The sequence below is a fragment of the Streptomyces fumanus genome (genome assembly GCF_014655295.1).
Taxonomy (GTDB): Bacteria; Actinomycetota; Actinomycetes; order Streptomycetales; family Streptomycetaceae; genus Streptomyces; species Streptomyces fumanus.
Map to the genome: position 1 here is coordinate 610420 of NZ_BNBI01000001.1, position 17922 is coordinate 628341.

16 protein-coding genes are annotated in these 17922 nt (G+C 71.6%); 6 read left to right on the forward strand and 10 right to left on the reverse strand.

The genetic code is table 11. The features are described from left to right. Nucleotides 1–67: 67 nt before the first annotated feature. The gene (locus IE316_RS02710) at nt 68–550 is read left to right on the forward strand and encodes a DUF4913 domain-containing protein (RefSeq protein WP_190202737.1); all 483 of its coding nucleotides are present in this window, start codon (nt 68–70) and stop codon (nt 548–550) included. 43 nt (nt 551–593) lie between these two features. On the opposite strand, the gene IE316_RS02715 is transcribed toward IE316_RS02710, so the two are convergent. Next, nucleotides 594–1406 carry a hypothetical protein gene (locus IE316_RS02715; RefSeq protein WP_190202440.1) on the reverse strand — a complete coding sequence of 271 codons (813 nt, stop codon included), beginning with the start codon at nt 1404–1406 and terminating at the stop codon, nt 594–596. Nucleotides 1407–2977: 1571 nt separating this feature from the next. On the opposite strand from IE316_RS02715, the gene IE316_RS02720 reads away from it, so the two are divergent. Further along, nucleotides 2978–3799 (forward strand): hypothetical protein, encoded by an 822-nt coding sequence (locus IE316_RS02720; RefSeq protein WP_190202441.1) that lies wholly within the window; start codon nt 2978–2980, stop codon nt 3797–3799. A 602-nt stretch (nt 3800–4401) separates the two neighbouring features. Here the strand turns inward: IE316_RS02720 and IE316_RS02725 are convergent. Beyond that, a complete protein-coding gene (locus IE316_RS02725) occupies nt 4402–5451 on the reverse strand; it encodes a C40 family peptidase (RefSeq protein ID WP_190202442.1) in 1050 nt (349 codons plus the stop codon). A gap of 192 nt (nt 5452–5643) precedes the next feature. Between IE316_RS02725 and IE316_RS02730 the strand changes: the two genes are divergently transcribed. Next, nucleotides 5644–6036 (forward strand): hypothetical protein, encoded by a 393-nt coding sequence (locus IE316_RS02730; protein WP_190202443.1) that lies wholly within the window; start codon nt 5644–5646, stop codon nt 6034–6036. 74 nt (nt 6037–6110) lie between these two features. On the opposite strand, the gene IE316_RS02735 is transcribed toward IE316_RS02730, so the two are convergent. The 8 genes from IE316_RS02735 to IE316_RS02770 form a co-directional block, all read right to left on the reverse strand. Next, nucleotides 6111–7883: a type IV secretory system conjugative DNA transfer family protein gene (locus tag IE316_RS02735; protein ID WP_190202444.1), complete on the reverse strand. Its 1773-nt coding sequence runs from the start codon at nt 7881–7883 to the stop codon at nt 6111–6113. A gap of 26 nt (nt 7884–7909) precedes the next feature. Next, the gene (locus tag IE316_RS02740) at nt 7910–9382 is read right to left on the reverse strand and encodes a putative type IV secretion/conjugal transfer ATPase (RefSeq protein WP_373311061.1); all 1473 of its coding nucleotides are present in this window, start codon (nt 9380–9382) and stop codon (nt 7910–7912) included. 239 nt (nt 9383–9621) lie between these two features. Then, complete coding sequence (locus IE316_RS02745) at nt 9622–11115, reverse strand: SCO6880 family protein (RefSeq protein WP_190202446.1); 1494 nt, start codon at nt 11113–11115, stop codon at nt 9622–9624. Between the two features lie 164 nt (nt 11116–11279). Continuing rightward, nucleotides 11280–12596 carry a hypothetical protein gene (locus tag IE316_RS02750; protein ID WP_190202447.1) on the reverse strand — a complete coding sequence of 439 codons (1317 nt, stop codon included), beginning with the start codon at nt 12594–12596 and terminating at the stop codon, nt 11280–11282. Between the two features lies 1 nt (nt 12597). Beyond that, nucleotides 12598–13347 carry a DUF8175 domain-containg protein gene (locus tag IE316_RS02755; RefSeq protein WP_190202448.1) on the reverse strand — a complete coding sequence of 250 codons (750 nt, stop codon included), beginning with the start codon at nt 13345–13347 and terminating at the stop codon, nt 12598–12600. Nucleotides 13348–13360: 13 nt separating this feature from the next. Then, complete coding sequence (locus tag IE316_RS02760; protein ID WP_190202449.1) at nt 13361–13660, reverse strand: hypothetical protein; 300 nt, start codon at nt 13658–13660, stop codon at nt 13361–13363. A gap of 88 nt (nt 13661–13748) precedes the next feature. Further along, entirely contained in the window at nt 13749–14090 is a 342-nt protein-coding gene (locus tag IE316_RS02765; protein ID WP_190202450.1) for a hypothetical protein, read from the reverse strand. Next, nucleotides 14087–14479 carry a DUF6668 family protein gene (locus IE316_RS02770; protein ID WP_190202451.1) on the reverse strand — a complete coding sequence of 131 codons (393 nt, stop codon included), beginning with the start codon at nt 14477–14479 and terminating at the stop codon, nt 14087–14089. Before IE316_RS02770 ends, IE316_RS02765 begins: the two co-directional genes overlap by 4 nt. Nucleotides 14480–15154: 675 nt before the next feature. Between IE316_RS02770 and IE316_RS02775 the strand changes: the two genes are divergently transcribed. From IE316_RS02775 to IE316_RS02785, 3 genes are all read left to right on the forward strand, one after another. Further along, nucleotides 15155–15976 (forward strand): lytic transglycosylase domain-containing protein, encoded by an 822-nt coding sequence (locus tag IE316_RS02775; RefSeq protein WP_190202452.1) that lies wholly within the window; start codon nt 15155–15157, stop codon nt 15974–15976. Nucleotides 15977–15987: 11 nt separating this feature from the next. Continuing rightward, nucleotides 15988–17181, forward strand: a complete 1194-nt coding sequence (locus tag IE316_RS02780; protein ID WP_190202453.1) for a hypothetical protein — start codon at nt 15988–15990, stop codon at nt 17179–17181. Between the two features lie 201 nt (nt 17182–17382). Further along, nucleotides 17383–17922, forward strand: a complete 540-nt coding sequence (locus tag IE316_RS02785; protein ID WP_373311062.1) for a sigma-70 family RNA polymerase sigma factor — start codon at nt 17383–17385, stop codon at nt 17920–17922.

Consider the following 17922-nt stretch of genomic DNA (forward strand, 5'->3'; position numbering starts at 1 on the left):
CCGACGCCACGCACCGGCCGGTACGAGCAGCCGAGCGAACGAGACGGAGGGCGGGCCCGTGTCAGCCATGCCGACGGAACAGCCCGAGACGGCCAGGGCCGAGAAGGACACCGCACCCGCGGCGCAGCCGCCTGCCGAAAAGAAGGAAGAGCCCCCCGCCCCGCCTCAGTTCATCCTGTACAAGGAGGGGCCGGCCTACGCGGACGCGCTTCGGCAGCTCACCCTGTGGACTCACCACGTCCTGCTCCCGGTCTACGGCAGGGAGATCAGTTCCACGGCACCCTGGTGTCCTCGCTGGTGGGAGCATCCCGAAGCGGTGGCCCAGTTGCACGGTCTATGGCTGGCCTGGGCCGATCTGACCGGCCCGGGTTCCGTGATGACCGGACCGGCCAGTTGGCACCGGGACTACTTGCTGCCGGTCATGAACAGCCTGCGGGATCCGCAGGGGCCGTTCGCCGGATGCAAGCCTGGTATGCACCGCGCCAAGGAGAAGCCCCCCATCGACATCATCGATCCGTTCGGCCCGCCGCCTCCTTCGTCTCCCAGGTGACAGCGCAGACCGAACCGCTGACCCGGCGGAGCGGGTGTCGGGATCAGCGCCGCGCTGCCTTGTTCGTGGTCGGAGCGGCCGCCCCGCCGAGATGGGCGGAGGAGGCCGGGCCGGCCTGGGGGACTCCGGTTGCCGCACCCTGACCGGCAGGCGGCAGCATGGCGTTGGCGCTCTGCGCGATGGCAGCGTTCTCGGGCGGTCGCAGTGTCTTGATCTGCTCGAACTCCACCTTGACTCCCGGAAGCTGCGCGCTGAACAGCTTGCGCACGTTCTCCCCCCATTGGGCGGCCTCCTGAGGATCCAGCCCAGGCCGCACCTTCTCGCTCATATAACGACCGGACTTGTCGTTGAGGACGATCCGGTTCTCCGATGGGAAAACCCGCACCTCGCCGCTGATCATGGCGTCCCCTACCCGGGTTTCCCCATTGGGGGCGAACGCCGCCGCAATGGTCGGGTGCCCCAGCTTGTCGATGCCTTTCTTCAGATCCTCCATCGTGGGCACCGCCACCTGCTCGTCAGGATTGGCCTGCGCCTGTCGACGTGCCGCATCCTGCATGTTGGCCAGCAGGCCGTTCAGCTCTTCCTCGGTGAGAACGGTGAGGATCTCCTCACTGCCCAGCATGGCGACAGGTACGGTCTGCTTCACTCCGTGCACCTCGCGTTCGGCCTCGACGACCGAATAATGCCAGACCGCACCCTCTCGGCCTTTCATGAAGAGATTCCGGGGGAGCTCATCGAGTGGCATGAGCAACGGATTGAGGCGGAGCATCCCCTTGTCGTCCTGCTCTTGCGGCCGGCTGTCGGTCTTTTTCGGTGGCACCGGTCGGCCGTACGGATACTGCTGCTGCTCCTGCATCAAGGTCTCCCGCGTTCTCTCTTTACTCGTGCCTGGGCATGAGATGAACCGTGGGCCAGATGAACTGGGGCCACGGCGGAGAGAACGCGGGAAGGTTTTCCTGTGAACAGTGCCGTGAGAACGACGGGGCGGTCGCCGGGGCATGACGGCCGAGCTGCCGCTGTGTGAGCGCGTTCCCGTACCGCAGCCGCTGCCGTGGCCGGACACCGCCTGGGCCACGGCCCGCGGTCGGTGGGCGAACACCACACCCGAGCACCCGGGGCTTGAGCGACGGGGCCTCACGACCGCTCCCGGCGCGCATCGTCTTCCCGTACCGGCGGCGCCGGCCCGAGCGAGGTGCCGGACCGCCCTCATGCGGATCTCCGCCCTGAGGGAAGAACTTTCCCTGTACGGACAGCCACGGGAGCCCGGCTTCCGGTTGAACCATTCGACGCCGTCGGGCCGTTCGTATCAATACGAGGCTGGTGAATGCGGTCGCGGCAGTCCGGATTCGCACTGACACCGCCATCGACGCAGACGAAGGGAAGTGGAGTAAGTGGATCCCAACTCTCACGGTTCCTATCAGGGGTACGGCTCGCAGCAGCCTGCCCCTACCGTGCAGGTCCAGCACGACGACGGATTGATAAGCGATCCTGAGCTGGTGGCACAGTATGAGCAGCTCCGCAGGGCTCACGAGCAGATCACCCAACTGAAGCAGCAGAACATGGCCGCAGGCTACGACCGCCTTCCGATGGACGACGCGACGTACAGCCTGTTCTCTCAGGTGCAGGTCACGCGAGACCAGTACCTGGACAATCGCGCGTCTTACCAGGAACAACTGAGCCGGAACGAACAGTGGACCGAATGGAGGCTACGGGGCGGAGACGCGGCTACGTACGCGCAGTATGCCACCGCACTCAATGACGCCTCTCGGTCGCATTTGGAATCTTACGAAGCTTACCTGACGGCTGAAAGTCGACTTCAACGACACCTGTCCATCACGGGGCCCCAGATATCCCCGGCCCCCTCCCTCCCCTCCTTCAGCGAGGGTTTCGGGAACATTCCGCAGTCCTACGGTGCGGCAGCCCAGCAGTACCAACCGACGGGCAGCGCCTCAAGCAGTCGTACGCACGGCTCCTCCAGGTCCGCTGGGCACGTCTCCTCCGGGACTGATCAATCTCGAAAGCGCCAGCGCAGGTCCTGACGTGACCGGCGCGCGGCCGACGGATGGGGCCAGGCCCGACCAGCTCGAAGAGCCGGCAGCTCGACAGGAGGAAACGGCGACCACGCCCGACGCCGCACGAACGTAGGATCCGGGCCTGCCACGGGACATCTGCCTTGGCAGGCCCGTCTGCGCGTCTTCCGCGGTTCGAGGGCGACCGCGTCGGCGCGGCCGCGCTCCGGCTCCTGTCTCCTGGCCGTCGTCCGGCCACGCCGCACTGATCACCTCATCATCTCCCCTTTACCTGTGATTCGTCTCCTGATGCGAGGGTCGCAGCAGCAGTAGGGCGGTAGCGGACCTCATGGCGAATCGCTGCCGGACGCGGGCCACACCTGCGCGTGTGGTCGACCGGGAACGGGAGATGATGAGAGTGGTCGACAATCTGCAGTGGTCCGAACTCCTCTCTTCCGCAGCCACCGACTTGTCACCCTTCGTCAAGAGCCTCGGCAAGTTCGCGGACAGTGTGCCCCTTTATGGCGTGGGCACGGGAATCGCCGGACTCGACGGAGTGAACCAGATCATCAAAGAGGCGCGCGCCGCTTACGGGATCTGGATGCGGCCCGACCAACAACATGTCAAGCCGAGCCTCGGGCGTCTCGCCTTCGGAGTCGTCAACGTCGCGGGCTACACGCTCTACGGCGCCGGCGCCGGAGGGTACCTCGGCGGACATGCCACCGGCGGGGGGCTGTTGCTCGTCACCGCTTCCAACGTCATCAAACAGCACTTCATGCCCGAGGAACGGACGTACCGCCCGGTCGCCCCGATCCTCCCGCTGCACCGGAAGGACATCGCGGCGCACACGCCGTCCACCACCGGACGCGGCGGCACGCCGAGCCCTGCGAACGTCGCCCAGTACGCGCTTGCGCTGCTCCCTGCTTCGCCTTCCCCCTCCGGCCCGCCGGCGGCGTCTCCGGCGGCACCGGAACCGGGAAATCGCTGGCTACGCGCCAGTGAGATGGAGACCGGTACGGTACGGCCGGCGCACTCCGGACCGCACGGTGAGGTACCCCGCCCGCCCGTCGGTGCTCCGGTCGCGGGTGCGGCCGCCGGTGAGGCTCGCGGCATCGTGAATCCCGTGGCCGCGGCCGCGGGCGCGGGCCTGCAGCCGAGAGGCAGTTCGCGTTCGCTGCCTGACGTCAAGACCGCAGCGCCCGAATACGTCGCCGCAGCACGCCGTCCCCGGTCCCGTTGACTGCGTTTTTCCCGAGCTGAGAAGACCTTCCCTGAGCGCGTGCCTGCCGAATTTCTCAGGTGGCGGTTCGCAGTTGTCGCAAAGAGTTCACGTGAACCACTCCTCAGGTTCCGCCGTTGAGAGTGGTAGACAACTTCTCGCCTCCTAGTCATGGGAGAAGCCACATGCCCTCTAACGTCCCTGACAACCCCGCAGCGCAATACCTGCAGGCTCAACGAACGGCATTGGCCGCGCAAACAGGTTGGGCACCCGCCCAGCCGGTCACCCAACCGATCCACCCAGCGCCTGCTGTGAACACGACGTGGGCCACGTGGGCGAAGCAACAAGCGCAGAATCTCAATCAACAGACGAAGTACAACAATGCGCCTCACAAAGACCCCGCAGTAGCCGGGATGAGCTACCACCTCAAGCAGGGCGTAGGCCCCACTCGGTCCGGTCCGAGCCGGTAAAGGACCGTACGCTTCACCGGCGGTCGATCACCGAACCGACACCGGACCGTGGTCGCCGTCCCCGTCCGCGTCGGGGGTTCACGCCCCCGGCGCGGACGTACGCGTCCTCCGCGAGGCCGAGGCCGAGGCCGCGCGGTGGGCGGCCCGTCCCCCTCACGCGTCCGGCCGCACCACCCCCAGGATCTCCATCGACCCCGCCGGCGACACGTACACCCAGCGCCCCGGCCGCGGCGCCTGGATGATCTTGCCGTCGCCGATGTAGATGGCGACGTGGCTGGCGTCGGCGTAGTAGATGATCAGGTCGCCGGGGCGCATCTGGGAGATCGGGACGTGGGGGAGCTGGGCCCACTGCTGTTCGGCGGTGCGGGGGATGACGAGGCCCGCGTGCAGCCATGCCTGGGAGGTCAGGCCGGAGCAGTCGAAGGAGTCGGGGCCCTCGGCGCCCCAGACGTAGGGCTTGCCGAGCTGCTCGGTGGCGTACTCGATGGCCGCGCGGCCGGCCTCGGTGGCCTGGGTACCGACCTGGTCCAGGATGCCGGTGCCGACCCACTCGGCCTGGGACTCGGCCTCCTGCTGCCGTTCCAGTGCGGCGAGCCGACGCAGTTCCTCCGCCTGCAACCCCGACTCCAGCGCGCGGGCGGTGGCGATCCGCGCCTTGATCTTCTCGCGGTGCCTGGCCATGGCCCGGCGGGTCGACTTCAGCTCCGCCAGCTCCGCGGTGGCCTCGTCGGTGCGGGTGCGCAGTTCCGCGCGGGCCGCCTCCAGCGCCGCCAGCTTCTGCCGGGTGCCCTGCTGGGCCTGCCGGACCACCGCCGCGTCGTCCAGGGCGCGCTCGGGGTCGGAGGCGAAGGCGAACTGCACCTCGGCGGGGAGTCCGCCCCCGCGGTACTGGGCCCTGGCCGCCGCGCCGAGCAGCTCCCTCAGCCGCGCTTCCTTCTCCTCGGCCGCCTTCACCTTGCCGTTCAGCAGCGTGACCTGCTTCTGCTGCGCCTTGGCCTTCTCGTCGGCGGCGTTGTACTTCTCGGTGGCCACCTCGGACTGGTGGTACAGGTCGTCCAGTTGCCGGCGTACGTCCTCAAGAGTGGCCGGGCGCGGAGCGGGGACCGCGCGGGCGGCGGGCGCCTGGGCCGTCGCCGTCAGGGCGCACAGCAAGGTGAGGGCCACGGCCGTACGGCGGCCGGGTGCGCGCGAGGTCCGTGTCATGCCGTCCGAAGCTCCCTTCGCAGCCGACCTGATGACGGCTTCGCCCACACAACGGCGCGGCGGGGCAGACTGGTTCAAGGGGCTCGGCCGACGTGAACCGGCGCGCGTCGTGGTGCGTTGTGGCCTGTCGTGAGGCCCGGGCTCCGGTCACGAGCAGCAGGGCGGAGTCGTCGAAGGGGACGAGGAGACCGGATGGACAGGGAGCTGGTGCTGGCGGCGCTGGGTACGGGGTTCGGTCTCGGCTGCCTGCTGCTCGCCGTCCGCGCGGTCCTGACGGCCGTACGGCTGTGGACGCGCGGCCTGCGCGTCAAGGGCCAGGTCGTCGGGCGGGCCCCGGCGGACCGGCGGCACGGCGGGCTCGTGCTCTTCTCCGATCACCTCGGGCGGGAACTCGTCCTCGACCCCGGGGCGTACGCGCCGCTGTGCGGGCTGCCCCCGGTGGGGCACAGCGTCCCCGTGGTCTACGTACGGGAGCGGCCCACGGCGGCCCGGCTGTGGACCGTACGGCATCTGCTCGCCCCGGCGTTCGGGTGGTTCCTGTCCTCGACCGTCGCCTTCGGCACGGCGGCGGCGGCCACGGCGTGACGGGCGCGCCGCCGACCGGACCGGACATGACCGTCGACGCCGCGCCGCACCGGTGACCGGGCCGCCGCCCGCCGTCAGCTCGGTGCCGCGTCCCGCTCCCAGCGGTTCCGCTTGTCCAGCGTGACTCCCCCGGTCAGCCGGGCCGCCGCCCGCGCGGTGATGGCGTTCGCCTCCGCCTTCGCCTGGGCCGAGATCAGGTCCGCGCCGGGCTCCTTGTACCAGGGGCGCAGCCGGATCAGGGCCGGCCGGATGCCGGTGGCGAGCAGCAGCGCGGTGCCCTTGGGCAGGGCACGGATCTTGTCGGGCGGCAGGATCGCCTCCTGGCGGTAGGAGTACGAGCGCTGCGAGCCGTCCTTGCTGCGGGAGACGCTCGGTGTCTTCACGTCGTGCTGCCCGACCAGCGTGGAGATCTTCTGTACGAAGTCGGCGTCGTCCAGGCCCGCGCCGAGCAGCTTGATGGTCGCCGCGCTCCACAGCGCGTCCATCCCGACCTCGCCCCACACCCGGGCGCCCTGGCGGTAGCTCTGCAGCAGCGTCACCACGTTGATGCCCCGGGAGCCGAAGTGCGAGTAGAGGTCGGGCAGGTCGGAGATGCGGCACACGTTGGCGGCCTCGTCCAGCACCGCGGTCAGCGGCGGGTCGAGGCGGCCGCCCATGCGCTCGGCGGCCACCACGCCGGCCCGCATCGTGGCGTCCGCGAGGCCCGCGATGACACCGGCCGCGGAGCCGCCGCCGTCCTTGGAGAGCAGGTAGAGGGTGTCCTTGGCGACGACGTGCTGGTCGGGGCGGAACTCCGGGAGCGCCGGGTCCGGCGTCACCCAGGCAAGGATCTCCGGGTCGAGCAGGCAGGACACGGTCTGCCGCGCGGTCTCGTAGATGCCGTCCCGGGTCTCCACGGCGCCGCGCACCGTGCCCTGCAACTGCTCCGCCATCGCCGGCAGGTTGGCGTCGCGCAGCAGGTCGATCGGGGTGCGGTCGGCGGGGTCGGCAAGCCAGCCCAGCAGGTCCTTCACCTGGGCGCCGCCGCGGGCCGCGGCCAGGAAGAGCGCGGTGAGCGTGTTCTGCGCGGCCGAGATCCAGAAGTCCTTCTTCGCGGTGTCGTCGTTGACGGACGCCACGAAGTGCCCGGCCAGCCGGCGGGCGCCCTCGATGGTGTGGCAGTCGCCGAGCAGGTTCCACCACATGGCGCGCTCGGTGTGGGCGATGCCCTGCGGGTCGAACGTCCACACCCGGCCGACCCGCGCGCGCTCGGCGCGGGTGACGGCGTAGACGTCGGACTTGTTGGAGGTGAGCAGGACGGCGCCCTGGGCGCGCAGCACCCGGGGGACGGCGATGCCGGTGGACTTGCCGGCCCGCGGGGCCATCAGGTCGAGTTCGACGTCCTCGAAGCTGCTGCGCAGTTCGGGCCCGCCGGGGTCGAGGTCGCCGAGGAGGTTGCCGGTCTCGTCCGGGTGGAGGGTGTCGCGGCCCTTGAGGCTGGGGCGCAGGTCGCGGGCCCGGGCCGCGATGCCGTCGGGGCACATGGCGGCCAGTTCGCGCCGGCCGGCCAGGCCCTTGGTGCGGTCCGAGCGCCCCAGCAGGAACCGTACGAGGAACACCACGGGCAGCGCGATCAGGGCCAGCAGGACGAACATGCCGCCGTAGACCGCCACCGCCGGGGTGCCCGGCCACAGGCCCTCCGTGCCCTCCGAGGTCAGGCGCGCCGCGGTGGACAGGGCGAACGGCGGGGCGTCCCAGCCGTGGCCGGTGAGGCCGGACCCGAGGGTGCCGCCGGCCCAGCCGACGGTGAACACGGTGAGGGAGGCCCCGGCGACGGCCACGATCGCCCAGGGGGCGAGGTCGTGCATGCCTCCGGTCGAGGGGGAGCCGCCGCTCACGCGGTCCACCGCCCCGGTACCACCCGCAGCCCCTCCTGGGCCGCTCGCGCCACCTGGTCGGTGGTGTGGGCGAGGGACTGCTCGATGGCCTCCTCGTTGGGCGTCCAGCGGGTGTTGGTGTTGTGCAGCCGGCGTTCGGCGTCGGTGATGGCCACCTTGATGGGGATGCCGGGCCGGCCACCGACCTTGATCAGGAACCGGCCGCGGCCGGGCGGCTCCTCGTGCTCGCCGGAGACGCCCCAGCCGGGCGGCGAGGACCAGGAGGAGACGAGTTCGATCTCGCGCCGGGACAGGCCCACCACCTTGCCCAGCTCCTCCATCTCCGCCTTGGGCAGCCCGGCGCACACCACCATCCCGGCCCGCTCCACGAAGCCGCGGGCCTTGGCCCGGTCGGAGTCGGTGCCGAGGGCCTCGGCGTCCTTGAGCGTGTGGGTGATCTTGGCGTCGCCGAGGCCCAGGGAGCGGTTGAGGCGGGTCAGCGCGTCGATGCGGTCGACGATGCCGGAGGCGGCCCGCAGCGGGCGCCACAACTCGTCCAGGACCGTGAAGAACCAGCGCCGCGGCGCGAGTCCGGCGTCCGCCAGGGCGTGCGCGGCGGCCACCGTGCCCAGGCCGTCCGACCAGGCGGCGAGCATCGCGGCGGCGGTCAACTGGGTGTCGGCCTCGCCGATGCCGGAGATGTCGATGCACACGGCGGGCGCGTCCGGGTCGATCCGGGTGGAGGTCTCCGAGGCGAAGGTGTCGCCGAGCGGGCCGTCCAGGATGCCGAGCAGCGAGCGGTGCAGCGGGTCCACGGCGTCGCGGTAGCGGGTGTCGTCACCGCGGTCCAGGGTGACCGCGCGCACCCGGTCGGGGCCCTCGGCGAGGATCCGCAGCAGGTCGGGCAGGAGCGGCGCACGGCCCTCGGGGGTGCGGTCGCGCAGGTGGTGCAGGACCGCGGAGAGCACCGACTGCTCGTGGTCGTCCATGGGCCGGCCGCGCACGATGGTGACCAGCGCGGCGACCATGTTGAGCACCCGGCCGTGCGTCTCGGCCTTGAGGACCTCGCCCGCCTCGCCGCCGATCCGGGCGGCCGCCGCGCCCATGGCGCCCGGGTCGAGGACGTTGATGCCGCCCCGGCCCCGGCCGATGGAGATCACCTGGCCGCCCAGCGCGCGCACGGTGTCGGCGTAGTCGGGCTTGAGGTCGCCGAGGACCAGGGGGACGACGCCGGTCGCGCTCAGCCCGATCAGCATCCGGTTGACGAGGGTGGACTTGCCCAGGCCCGGCATGCCGAGCATGAACAGGGACGGGTTGGAGATGTAGCGGGCTCGGGTGAACCAGTTCAGCGGGTCGCCGCAGACGGTGGCGCCGGTGAACAGGTGCTGACCGAGCGGCACTCCGGTCATCGGCGACCCGGAACCGGCGGCGAACGGCCACATGCCGCATGCCTGCACCGTGGTGGCACGCCACATGGTCGGCGGATCCATGTAGCCGACCCGTCCGCCGCCGGGGCCGTACCAGCCGCGCGGCGGGACGTACGGCTCCTTGGGACGGTCGGCCTTCTGCTTGCCGGACCCCTGCTTGCCGGACCCCTTCTTCTTCTCGGGCGTCTCGCGCAGCCAGGCCGGGGTGAGGCTCGGCAGTGCCGCGTCGGGGCCGGCCCGCCACACCGTCTCCTCGACCTGCCGGTCCTCGCGCTCGGCCTTCTTCTCCTCGCTCCGGCGGCTCACAGCGCCTCCTGCAGTTCGTGCGGGATCAGGGTCTGCTCCCACGGGAGGATGCCGACGGGCAGCGTGCAACTGAACGCCGCCGCCTGCATCCGGTCGGCGGGGCGCATCAGCACCCGCGATGCCGCGGTCAGATTGCGTACGGCGACCGTCGCGTCGGCGAGTTGGTCGACCTCGTCGACGGTGACGGTCAGCATCAGCGAGAACTCCACCAGTCCGGCGCCCGCGGCCTCCTCGGACGCGGTCTGCTCGGCCGCCCGCATCTCGGAGGCGGCGCGGGCCCGCACCATGCCCCGGCCCGACGTGGCCATGAACTGGGCGGCCCGCCGGTCCGCCTCGACGATCCGCGCCGAGGTGGCGGGGTCGATCGGCCGGTAGACCAGCGCGACCCGCTTGCGGCGGGTGCCGGGGGTCGCCTCCAGCAGGCTCCTGAGCACCGAGGACCGTACGGTGCCGCGCGGGGCCAGCGTCAGCAGCCAGGTCCGGGACACCCCGGAGTCGTGCTGATAGCTGTTGACGGTCTCCACCGCGGCGGCCGGTCCGGCGTCCTCCCACTCCAGGCCCGTGCCGCCGTGCTGGGCGCGGGCGTCCAGCACGTCACCGGCGACCGCCGGGTCGTAGGCGACCCGTACGACCTCGGCGATCCGCTCGGCCGACAGGGGGTACGCGGAGCCGCCGCCGGCCGCGACGAGCCCGCTGAGCAGGCCCGGGATGCGGATGGCGAGGTCGGTGATCACGTCCTCCTTGCTGCGCCGCTGGCCGGCCGGGATGCCGTAGGTGAGGGTGACGTAGGTGTGCATCTCGGAGGAGGCGGTCGGGTAGCGCTCGACGACCTCCTCCATCACCGCGCGGGCGGCGGGCGGGGCGTCGGGCCGGATGCGGGGCAGCACCTCGTGGGCGAGGGCGGTGCCGGGGTCGGGCGCGGTCTCCACGATCAGGGAGGCGCCGCGCAGCCCGGGTTCGTGGGCCAGCCGTGCCAGCCACTCCCCCCACAGGGCGACCCAGACGTCGATCTGGTCGGGGTCGACCAGGGAGCCGCCGTCGGGGTCGCAGCCCAGCACGATGGTGTACAGGTTGCGCGCCGGGTGGTGGAGGATGCCGAAGGGCCGGTCGTAGGCGTCCCGGCCTTCGAGGGGGGTGACCTTGTTCAGCAGCCCGGGCGGACGGAAGCGGCCGCCCGGCCGCGCCGACAGCGGGCCGGACACGTACAGGTGCGCGCCCTTGGCCTTGCGGCGGCGCCAGCCGATGCGCAGGGCGAGCAACTGGTAGATGTTGCGCCCGTCCTGGGTGCGGATGGCGAGCGGCGTCAGGAACAGCACCACCGGGACGAACACGGTCACCGCCGCGTACAGCGAGATCAGCGACGCGAGCAGGGTGACGACGAGGCCGCCGAACACACCGAACGTGCCGACGAGCCCGAGCGGCCCGAGCCCCGGCCGCCGGGGCCGGCGCCAGTTCCCGTAGGTCGGATGGGTGACGGCTTCCGTGGACATGGGCGTCCGTTTCCCTTCGTGTTGCGTGAGGTGATGGGGGTTACGGCGGTGGGGGCCGAGTCGGGGAAGGGGGGAGGGCCGCCGGGTTCCGCGAGGGGGCGCGGGAGCCCGGCGGCCCGTTCAGGGGGCGACGGCGTACGTCCGGGCGGGCCGGCCGTCACCGGTCAGTGGCGCGGATGGCTGCCGTTGTGGCCCTGTTCGCCGTCGGCGCCGTCCAGGGCACCGGAGGCGGTCTTGCCGACGAACCGCGCCGCGGACACGGCCGCCCCGATCGCCGCGGCGGCCGCCGCACCGGTCGGACCGCCGGCCGCCGCGGCGGCACGGCCACCACCGCTCGCCGCGCCCGCACCGGCCCTTTCTTCGGCGCCCCCGCCAGTGCTCCCACCGGCGGCGCCGCCCGGTCCCGTTCTGCCACCACCGCCCGACGCTCCGGCGGCGCCGTTCGCACCGCCCGCACCGGACGAGCCGGATGAACCGGAACCGCCCGCACTGCCCGACGCACCACTCGGACCCGCCCGGCCCGCGCTGCCGCTGTCGCCGCCACTGCCACTGCCACCGATCCTGCCGCCGAGGGACCGGGCGCCGGTGGCCAGGGCGCCGCCCACCTGATCCATGGCCCCGGAGTGCGCGGACGCACCACCGAGCGCGGCGGTGGCGGGCACCACGAGCTTCAGCAGGGCGGGCAGGGCGACCGCGGACAGCAGCAGCACGCCGATACCGGCGATGCGTTCACTGGCGGTGCCGCCGTCGGTGATGCCGGCGTCGTCGCTGGTATTGATCATTACCGACCCCGCGTACATCACCAGACCGGCCGCGGGTTTGTACAGCAGCCAGGCGATCAGCCAGCCGATGTGCTTGCGCCACCAGCCGCCGCCCCAGTCGGTCATCGAGGCCGCCGCGGCCACGGGCAGGGTGCCGAGCAATATGATCATGACGCCGAGGCGGATGTACATCAGGATCGTCTGGATGATCGCTGCGATCAGCAGCAGGAAGCCCAGGATCAGCAGCAGGAAGTTCCCCGCGATACCGGAGTCGGAACAGGACCCGACATCTTGCAGCAGGTTCTTCGCGCCCAACCCGATGAGGTACTGGGAGTAGTCGTCCGCGACGGTCGCGGCGACCCCCACGACGGTGGTAGCGGCAGTCGAGACCACGAGGACCCGGACTATCCCCTTCAGGGCGGTGATTCCCGCGTTACTGCGCCGCTCGATGGCCATCCGGACGGCCGCGAAGAGCAGCGAGCCGACCGCGAGGTAGACCACGATCCACTGTGTCTCCCCGTTGATCTTACCCGCGGTGCTCTCTTCCGACAGCCTGGGCAGGGTGGGTACCTGGAAGGTCAGGGAAGCGAACACGCTGACCGCGGCCGCGAGGATCGCCTTCGCGATCAGTCCGATGATGGTTCCGACGGGGTCGAAGAGGAATTGGAAGAACCCCAGCACGGCGTCCAGGAACGGATTGCCGGTCGAGCACGATCCCACGTCACACCCCCCACATGATGTAGTCGCGCGGAGTGCCCTGAATCGCGTTCACCGGTGTGTGCAGTTCCCCGCTGTCATCGGGCAGGACCTTCCAGTCGCCGTCGCTCCAGCGCAGTCGGATGATGGTCGCCGAATACCCCTGAGCGGACCTGATCAGCAGGCCGATGTCCGCCGCCTCGCCCGTGTACGAGGCCACGCTGAAGCCGGCGGCCGAGCCGACGGATATGCCACCGCTCTGGGCGCTGTCGATGTCCTGGTAGGCCGAGCGCTTGAATTCGAACATGTCCCGTCCGCTCCCGGCCACCACCTGCTGCCGGCTGACGGTCTCCCAGCCGGACCCGCTCATCTGGGACGTGATGACCGTGGCGGCGAGGACGGCACCCATGGGCGTGTGCGCGTAGCACCAGTGCACCGGCCCCGTCGTCCGGGTGGGCCCGGCCGAGGCGGAAACGGGCACCCGGGAGGCGCCGAAGGTACGCCAAGTGATGTCCTCGGGCGCCTTCTTGGGCAACGCGTCTCCCGCCCTGTCGTCGGTGCGGCAGCCCGGAGGTCGCTCGTCCGGCCGCGTGAGGTCACCGACCAGCGGGCCCTCGGACGCCACCGCGCTGTCGCCGCCACTCTCGGACGTCAGCGCGACGAATCCGCCCAGCAGTACGACGACGCCGAGGAACGCCGCCGACAACTGCCAGCTACGCTGCTGCCAGTACGGCCCGGACTCCTCGAACCGCCGCCGTCGACGTATGAGTCTCACGATCGTCCTCGACTCAGCCGAAGACGAAGTTGACTATCGGGCCGGCCGTGGCGACCAGCACGCAGCCGCCGAGCACCATGCCGAGGCGGCTCATGTGCTCCGAGCTCTCGCCGCGCTTGAGGGAGACGGCCATCATCGCACCGGTGATCAGCACTCCGAGTACTCCGGCCGCGGTACCCGCCCAGGCGACGATGCTCAGGACCGTGTCGACCTTGCCCGACAGCTCCGGGGGGGCCTTGCGGCCCGGGTTGGGCACGTTCGTCGCGGGATCGGCGGCAAGGTACTGGGACGCCTTGATGAGCAGGGAGGACATGGGTTTCTCCGTGAAATCGGTGCCCACATGAGCGGTGGGCAGAGAGCTCGATGTATGTACGTGAAGCGTCGGCGTGGGCCTATGTGGCTCACGGTGTCGGTGTGAGTGAGGGCTCGGCCGGTTGCTGTGTCGGTGCGAGGGAGACGTCACCGAGGAAGGACACGAGCGGTCCCGCGGTCGTGCCGATCAGGCAGGCGATCACGACGATGAAGGCACCGCGGAAGTGCGCGCCGCCCTCCCCCGGCTCGCCGCGGTTCATCTGGACGGCCATGTTGAGGCCGACGACCAGCAGCCCGAAGACGCCCGCGGCCGTGACGGCCCAGGCGAGGTATTCGAGGAGTATGTCCGCTCCCGCGGGCCTCGGGTCGTAGGCCGCGGAGTGCGAGGGTGCGGCGGCCAGGAACCAGGCATCGGACAGGGTGGGGGTCATGAGGCGGCTCCCTCGGTGTGCAGTTCGCTTCCCATCAGTTCGGCGAGCCGGTCGAACTGCCGGGGCAGGGCCCTCGGGGTGCCGCCGGTGCGCCATGCCGGTATCCACGGCACCCGCAGCACCCGGGCGGCGGAGCGCAGGACGCGGATACGGCGCAGCAGGCCGAGCGGCAGCCGGCCGGGGGCGTCGGCGACGAGGACCACGGCGAGCAGTTCGAGCCCCTGCGGGGCGCGTCCGTCGCGCAGCGCGCCCAGCGCCTGGGACGCGGAGGCGAGGCCGCGTGCGCTGGTCCGCGCGACGAGCAGGACCCGTCGCGGCTCGCCCCGGGCGGGGTCCGGCCAGCGGGCGCCCACGTCCGTCCCGCCGAGGACCTCGACCAGCGAGGTCACCCCGGCGCCGCCGTGTGCCTTGACCCATCCGACCTCGTCGCGTCCACCGCCGCGGGCCGCCCGGGGGCGGCGGGGCGCGCCCCAGGACGGTTCGGCGGAGGGAGCGGTGGAACGGCGGCGGGGCCGGGGCTGCGGGGACTGCGCCGCCGTGGCGGGGGCGGTCCGGGCCGGTGCGGCGGTACGGGCGGGGGCCGGTGCGGCGGTACGGGCCGGAGCCGGCGCGGCAGTACGGGTCGGGGCCGGCGCGGTCGGGGTGCGGGGGGCAGCGGTCCGCGCCGGCCTGGCCGCCGTGGTGGCGGCGGGCGGCGGGACCGGCGCGGCGGTCGTGGCGGCAGCGGCCGGCCCGGCGGTCGTCCCCCCGGCCGGTCGCGCCGCCGTACCGGCCGCGCTCCCGCCGGTAGCGGGACCGGGGGCGGGGCGCGGCGACGGGGAAGCGGGCTGCGCCGTTTTCGGCCCCCGTACCCAGCCCCCCTGGCCCGACGGTGTCGCCGAAGGTGTGCCCATGCGTGTCACGCCCCCCTCTTGCCTCGTACGTCCACTGCTCTGGATCATCTGGTTTCCGCCGGTTTGAACTTATTCGTTCCGTGGCCCGTTTCGATCTCCCGAGCCCGTCCGACAGCACAACGGGCCGTCACGGCCCTGCGGTTCAAGGCGAGGAGAAGAAGGCGGACACCCATGAGCGATGAAGAGGGCGGATCGAAAGCCGTCAGGAACACGGCGGTGGCGGTCGGCGGCGCGGGCTGTCTGCTGTTCCCGGCAGGTGTGGCCGGCGGCACCGTCGTCATCATCATCTTCGGGGGGCTCGGTGTCCTTCTGGCCCCGCTGATCGCCCTCTTCCTGATCTTGCACGCCATCTTCGGCGGAGACGGAGGCGGGGGTTACACCCTCCCGGGCCCGACCGAGGCCAGTTCGGTGCTCGCCATCTTCCAGGGCAACGGTCAGGGCGAGCTGGACACCTCGCAGGTCCCCGAAGACCTGGCGGACACCATCAAGAAGGCCGGTCAGCTCTGCCCCGCCATCGGGCCCATCGTCATCGCGTCGCAGATCGAGCAGGCGTCGCACTTCAACGCCTCGCTCGTCGGACCGAACGGCAAGAAGGGCATCTCCCAGTTGCCGCCCGACGTCTTCGAGAAGTACGGCGAGGACGAGGACGACAACGACGAGACCTCGGCGCTGGACGCGAAGGACTCGATCATGGCGCAAGGCCGCTACATGTGCGATCTGGCCGACCAGGCGCAAAAGATGATCGACAGCAAGGAGGCCAAGGGCAGCGTGCTGGATCTCGCCCTGGCGGGTTACGCCGTGGGAATGGACGCCGTCCGCGCCGCCAAGGGGCTGCCGGACACCAACGAGGCCCAGGGCTATGTCTCCGCCGTCCGCGCCCAGTTCGCCAAGTACTCGGGGGCCGCCGTCATACCGACCGACCTGCCCACCCCCACCATCACCGTCGAGACGGCCGTGCCCACCGAGTCCATCACGCCCACCACCACCCCCTGAGGAGGACAGTCATGGCCCGTTTCGAGGTGTACATCTCCGACGACGGTCTCGCCGAGATCGACGGGGAGCCGCTCGTCCCCGTACCGGGCCAGTCCGTGCACGAGGTCGTCCTGGACCACCTGCACCGGTACGCCGTCGAACGCGGCGCGGCGGTCGAGGCGACGGTGACCGAGCGCCCCGACAAGGGCCACTTCGTCCTGGAGGTGGCCCCGGACGGCTCCAGCCGCCTCCTGGAGCCCGAGCCGGAACCGGAACCGGAACCGGAACTGGACTCCCAGCCCGCGTACGAGCCGCAGCCCGAGCCCGCGTACGAGCCCGAGCCGGAACCGAAGCCCGCGCCCGCGCCCGCGCCCGCGTACGAGCCTGTGTACGAGCCCGTGTTCGACATCACTCCCGAGCCCGAGTCCGCGTACGAGCCAAAGTACGAGCCCGCGTTCGAGCCGGTGTATGAGCCCGTGTTCGACAACACTCCCGAGCCCGAGCCCGAGCCCGAGCCCGCGTACGAGCCCGAGCCCGCCCCCGTACCCAGCGACGAACCCGAGCCGGAACCCGAACCCGCGCAGGCCCCTGCCCCCACTCCCGACCCCGCCCCCGAGCCCACCCCCCGCCCCACCCCCGTCAGCGGCAGCATCATCGCCGCGGCCGTGGCCCGCGCCGCGGCCGCCGCCCAGGCCACCACCTCGACCCCCGCCCCGGCCCCCGCACCGGCGGCCCCCGCCCCGGCCCCCGCACAAGCCTCCGCCCCCACCCCCACCCCCGCCCTCCCCGCCGAACTGGCCGCCCGTATCCGCCACATGACCGCCCTCGCGCAGGCCGGCCGGCTGGACGAGGCGTACGGCCTCGCCTCCGAGCTGCGCCGGCGGCTCACCGAGGAGGTCGGCGCCGACGATCCGCACGCCGTGGAGGCGCTGGCCGTGGAGGCGTACATCGCGCACCTGCGCGGCGACCACCGCGAGGCCGTCGTACTGGCCCTGGCCGTGGCCCGTATCCGGTGCGGGACCGGGGACCGGCGGGCACCCGAGGACGTGGCGCGGGCGGTGGCCGCCTGGCAGCGGCTCGACGACGAGCGGGCGATCGCGGTGCACGGGCACGAACTGCTGCACATGTGGGAGCGGCTGAGCCACCGCGCCCCGCTGTCACCCCCGCACGCCGCGCTCGCCAAGCGGATCCGCCGGCGCGTGCGGGAGCTGGAGGTGTTCGTCTGAGCCGGCCCCCGGGCGCCCACCCGCTCCGGCATGAGCTGCGCGTATATCGCCGTCATCACCGCGTGGACCGCCTGTCAATCGAACATGCACCGCACGTCACAAGACTCCAGCCTCACGAGGCCCAGCCCCTCGATCCGCGGACCGCTCTCGTTCCGCGGGCCGGGGGCAGGTCACCGCGAGTATCTGGAGCACACCTTGAACGTGACGGTCATCGGATCGGCGAGCGCGACCTCCGCCGACGAACGGGCGCTGCGCGCGCTCTACCTGGAACACGGCCCGGCGCTCTACTCGTACGTGCTGCGCATGCTGGGCGGGGACACGCACCGCACGGAGGACATCCTGCAGGAGACGCTGCTGCGCTGCTGGAACAAGAGAGCACTGGCCGACAACGAGGGGATGGCGGTGCGGCCCTGGCTGTTCCGGGTGGCCCGCAACCTCGTCATCGACGCGCACCGGACGCGGATGGCCCGGCCGCCGGAGGTCAGCGGCGACTCCTGGCTGTCCGACATGTCCGCCGAGGTGGACCTCATCGAACGGATGCTGTCGTCCATCGTGGTACGGGACGCCCTGCGCTCGCTGACCCCCGCGCACCGCGAGGCACTGCAGGCGACGATCTTCGCGGACCACACCACCCAGCAGGCGGCCGAGGCCCTCGGCGTCCCGCAGGGCACGGTGAAGTCCCGGGTGTACTACGCCCTGCGCAGCCTGAAGGCGACACTGGCGGACGACGCGGCGGCATGA